This is a genomic window from Micromonospora sp. H61 (assembly GCF_018070325.1).
In the GTDB taxonomy this organism is placed as follows: domain Bacteria; phylum Actinomycetota; class Actinomycetes; order Mycobacteriales; family Micromonosporaceae; genus Micromonospora; species Micromonospora salmantinae.
Genome location: NZ_JAGPXY010000153.1, coordinates 1 through 3,919, shown reverse-complemented (window position 1 = coordinate 3,919; position 3,919 = coordinate 1). Strand labels below are relative to the sequence as shown.

General features: G+C 66.0%; 3 protein-coding genes and 2 pseudogenes. 3 read left to right on the top strand and 2 right to left on the bottom strand.

Going from position 1 to position 3,919, the window contains the following annotated elements; translation table 11 throughout:
* Positions 1-95: 95 nt before the first annotated feature.
* Positions 96-290: pseudogene (locus KBX08_RS32400) on the bottom strand (IS256 family transposase); the annotation flags it as partial.
* Positions 291-624: 334 nt separating this feature from the next.
* On the opposite strand from KBX08_RS32400, the gene KBX08_RS32395 reads away from it, so the two are divergent.
* Together KBX08_RS32395 and KBX08_RS32390 are read left to right on the top strand one after the other, a co-directional pair.
* A complete protein-coding gene (locus tag KBX08_RS32395; protein ID WP_210787561.1) occupies positions 625-2,142 on the top strand; it encodes a hypothetical protein in 1,518 nt (505 codons plus the stop codon).
* Between the two features lie 125 nt (positions 2,143-2,267).
* Positions 2,268-3,173, top strand: a complete 906-nt coding sequence (locus KBX08_RS32390; RefSeq protein WP_210787560.1) for a trypsin-like serine protease — start codon at positions 2,268-2,270, stop codon at positions 3,171-3,173.
* A gap of 184 nt (positions 3,174-3,357) precedes the next feature.
* Here the strand turns inward: KBX08_RS32390 and KBX08_RS34235 are convergent.
* Positions 3,358-3,494: pseudogene (locus KBX08_RS34235) on the bottom strand (IS5/IS1182 family transposase); the annotation flags it as partial.
* Between the two features lie 3 nt (positions 3,495-3,497).
* Between KBX08_RS34235 and KBX08_RS32385 the strand changes: the two are divergent.
* Positions 3,498-3,917: a hypothetical protein gene (locus tag KBX08_RS32385; protein WP_210787559.1), complete on the top strand. Its 420-nt coding sequence runs from the start codon at positions 3,498-3,500 to the stop codon at positions 3,915-3,917.
* Positions 3,918-3,919 lie beyond the last annotated feature (2 nt).

Sequence of the window (3,919 nt, the reverse complement as noted above, 5' to 3'; positions counted from 1 at the left end):
TCTTAGGTAACTCACGTGCCCGCCCACGTCTGCGGAACGCCGATGCGGATGTTGTTACCTGACCCGGCGCCGACCTGGTCGTGTTTTTCCTAGCTAAGGTGCTCGGTCATCTCCTCGTTCAACGCGGTCTCCAAGACCGGCTTGGTCAACTGCTTCAGCAGCCCGTCCGGACCCGTCAACGACAGGCCCTGCTCCTTCGCGGCCCGGACCAACTCGGCCGCGGCTTTCGCCTTAGCCGACGGCTCGGGCCGCTTCTTGCGTCCAGTCTGATCGTTCAGCGTCACGGTCATCACGGCACCCTCACCAGGCACAACGCCCCGGCAGGTCTGACCGGAGACACCCTTAGATCCACAGACTCCGGGCTAACACAGTGGTCCACTTCGAGCCGTAGGTGTTCAGCATCGTCATCGGTGAGGCAATCGGTCGTGTCGCCCTGCCAACACGGTCCGCGCGCACCTTGAGCGAACCGTCTGCGGGATGCAGATGGCACGCGGCCATTGACCGCGGTCCTGGCGTGCGCCATGATCGCTCTCAACTTGATACTGATGGCCGTCGCTCGCACATCCATTGCTGATGCGAGGCGGCGGTCGCGCGTCGGCGTCTCACGGGGGAGATCGTTGCCGGATGACCATGTCCAGAGTCAGGGCTGCCACCACATCGGAATCTCGGGCGCAGGCGGCCGAGGGCGACAGACCGGATGATCGGCAACTGACCGTTGGTCGTCGCCGCCTGCTCACCGGTGGGTCCATCGTCGCCGCGTCACTGGTAGGTCAGGGCCTCCTCGGCAGCTCCGCACTGGGGGCGGCGGGCACCGAGCTGTCCGTCGGAAAGGTGGAGATCACTCCGGCGGCGGACACGTACCTGGCCGGTTACGGCGTCGATGTGCCCCGCCAGGCGTCCGGGACCGCCGCCCCGCTGTTCGCGCGGTGCACAATCCTGTGGCACGAGGGCGTGCCCCGCGTCATCGTCACCGCCGATGTTCTCGGCTTCGCACGTGGCCTGCACCGGTCGATCCGCAGCCAGGTGGTCGATCTCGGGCTGGCGTCGGAGAACTTCGCCCTGACGGCCACGCACACACACAACGGTCCAGTGCTCCCCGACAAACTGGACCCGTTCATCTCGTACGGGATGAATTCCACTCTGCAGGCACAGGTGCGTGCCTACGGCGACCAGTTGGTCACGAAGATCGTGCAGCTGGTCCGGGACACACTTGAGGGCCCACGAACGGCGTGCACCCTCGACTACCAGGTTGTCGACCAGCACTTCTCGAAAAACCGGGAAAATCTGCCGTACGTCGAGTCGGACGTACCTGTCCTGACGGCCCGTACGCCGGGTGGTGAGCCGCTGGCCGTGCTGTTCAGCTACGGGTGCCATCCGGTGGTGGCGGGGTCGCAGACCATGTTCGACCCGGACTACCCGGGGGACGCGGTCACCCGGATCGAGCAGACGACCGGGGCCTTCGCCCAGTTCCTTCTCGGGCCGGCCGGCGACCAGAACCCTGACGGCGCGCGGGGTTGGGCCCAGCGGAGCCTGCGGGGCGCCGAGCTCGCGCAGGCCGTCACGACGGCGCTGCTGCGGCCGGGACGGCCGGTCGCCGGTCCGACGACAACCCACTACCGGGAGGTGAGCCTGCCGCTGGATGTGACGCTGACCGCGGGCAATCTTCGGGACGTGTCCGCGGCCTACGCCGTGCGGTCCAACAACCTTTCCCTGCCGGGTTACTACCGGCGGCACGCGCAGCAGATGATCGCCCAAATCGACGCCGGCACGTTCGCGACGTCGATTCCGGTGCCCCTGCAGTCCTGGAGGTTCGCCGGCAGCCCGGACCTTCGGCTGCTGCTGGCCGGCGGCGAGATCGTGTCCGGATACGCCGTCTACTTCCGGGCGCGATACGGCACGTCGAGCCAGCTGCTGTTCGCCGGCTACGCGAACGAGGTACCCGCGTACCTGCCCAGCGACGAACTGCTGCGCAGGCCCGCGACGTACGCCGGCGGGATCGACACCGACTTCCCGGGCATCGCCGGCGGCTCGATGACCGTCTACGGCTGGTTGGGGCACCTCAGAGGAAAACCGACAGCTGCATCTCCCGACGGAGCAGAGCAGATCCTCATCAGAGCGATCACCACGGCGCTGACGGCCTAGCAGACCCTTCAACCAGGCAAGCGCCCACACCGCGGCCTACGTCATACCGGCTGACAGCCGTTAGCCGTGAGGGATAGCTGGAACAAAGGATTCTCCGCATCTCCTGGGCGGAGGGCGGGGCCGCCTTGGCCCTGAAACCGATCACCACGTCGTTCCATCATCTGGAGGTTCGCTTGTTACGACGACTCATCGCTTCGTCCATTGCGGTCGTGGCACTACTCCTGGCCTCGACGGCGTCACCGGCGGTCGCGGCCGGTTACATGTTCAAGCCGGGACACCCGATGTTCTTCGGATTTCCAAACAACCCAGATGACTACTGCACCGGCGGCTACGCCGTTCGAGGCACGTCCGGCATGTTCATCACTACCGCCGGGCACTGTTTCGGCACTTCCGGTCTGCCGCCGGCAGCGCAACGCGTCGTCTACGGCACGGACACCCGCTTCGGATACGCGATAAGGAACGACAACATCGGCGACTACCGCGACAACAGTTTCGATGGAGCATTGGTCAAGCTCGACGCAGGAAACGACGCCCAGCAGATCGTCGTCGACCCGCTGACAGGCAGGTCACCGGGCAACGGACGGGTGATGGGCTACTACAACAATAGCGCCCTAACCCCGGGCTTCGTCATCGGAAAAATGGGCCGGACAACTGGTTGGACCGAAGGCTCCGTGACGAACTGGCAGCACGTCGGTTACGACGAGAACGGCGACGGCATTGCCGACACACTTGACTATCTGCTGTGCTCGACCGTCCCCGCGGCTCGCGGTGACAGCGGGGGACCGGTCTGGCGGATGGACGCCAACGGCGTCATGGCGATCGGAATCGTGGTCGCTGTACTGAACGAAAACGGAAGGATGTGTTTCAATCCCATCCAGAACGTTCTCAATCGGTTCGGAGCCTGGCTGCCGGTGTTTGCTGCAAAGGGCGCCAGTGCCTCGGCGTCGACCGCCCAGCCTCTTGTCGTGACCGAACGCTCCGGGCCCGCGGTTCCGATCAACCTCACGCCGGTATCGGCCACGCGCCTCTAGCCCGGGACGTCCGAAAGTTCGATCCTCGTTCGTGCGAGCGACCCTTGGCCGGCATCGCCGAAAGCTGGCAGCTTGCTGTAACCCTCGGTCGGCGCGGATCCCGTCAGCGATGCATGACGACGGACGGACGCAGTCCCCTATGGTGGTGACCTCTTCGGATCCGCCGAAGAGGTCACCACCATAGCTAGGCTTGCGCGAGCCTCGCCTGCTTGCGCACGGCGAGCTTGTCGAACCTGGTGGCCGTGGCTCGATGGCGTTTGAGCCGGTTGATGCCGCACTCGACGGCGTGACGCTACTGTAGATGTGGGCGTCGAAGGTCGGCGAATGGTCGGAGTACCTCCGTTGCGTCAGCTCGCCGCAGGGGAGCTGCCCGCCGGTGACCTTGAGGTCCGGCTGGAGCGGGTCGACGGCGAGACTCTCAGGTGGTCATGGGCCGCCGCCGACGAGCCGATCTTCCCTGATCCGCTGGACACGCTGCCGGAAGACGAGTCGAGTACCGTACGGCTGACGTCCGGCCCCGACGGCTTCACGCTGCGGCACGAGGGGGTGCTGGGTCGGCACGCCTTCGCCCTCGGCCTGATCTGGGACCATCTGCTAGTCGCCGCCGGGTCGTATTCGTGGGTGGAGACGTTGCGTGGGCAGGCGGCCGAGGCGACCGCATTGGCCGAGAAGTACCGCCGCCTGCGGGCCGAGCGGTGGGGAGGTGCTCCACCGTCGGATCGCGTCCGCGGACTCTTCAGCTAAGG

Coding starts and splice junctions, on each gene's coding strand:
- KBX08_RS32395 (WP_210787561.1), top strand. CDS start 625: ATGACCATGTCCAGAGTCAGGGCTGCCACCACATCGGAATCTCGGGCG.
- KBX08_RS32385 (WP_210787559.1), top strand. CDS start 3,498: ATGGTCGGAGTACCTCCGTTGCGTCAGCTCGCCGCAGGGGAGCTGCCC.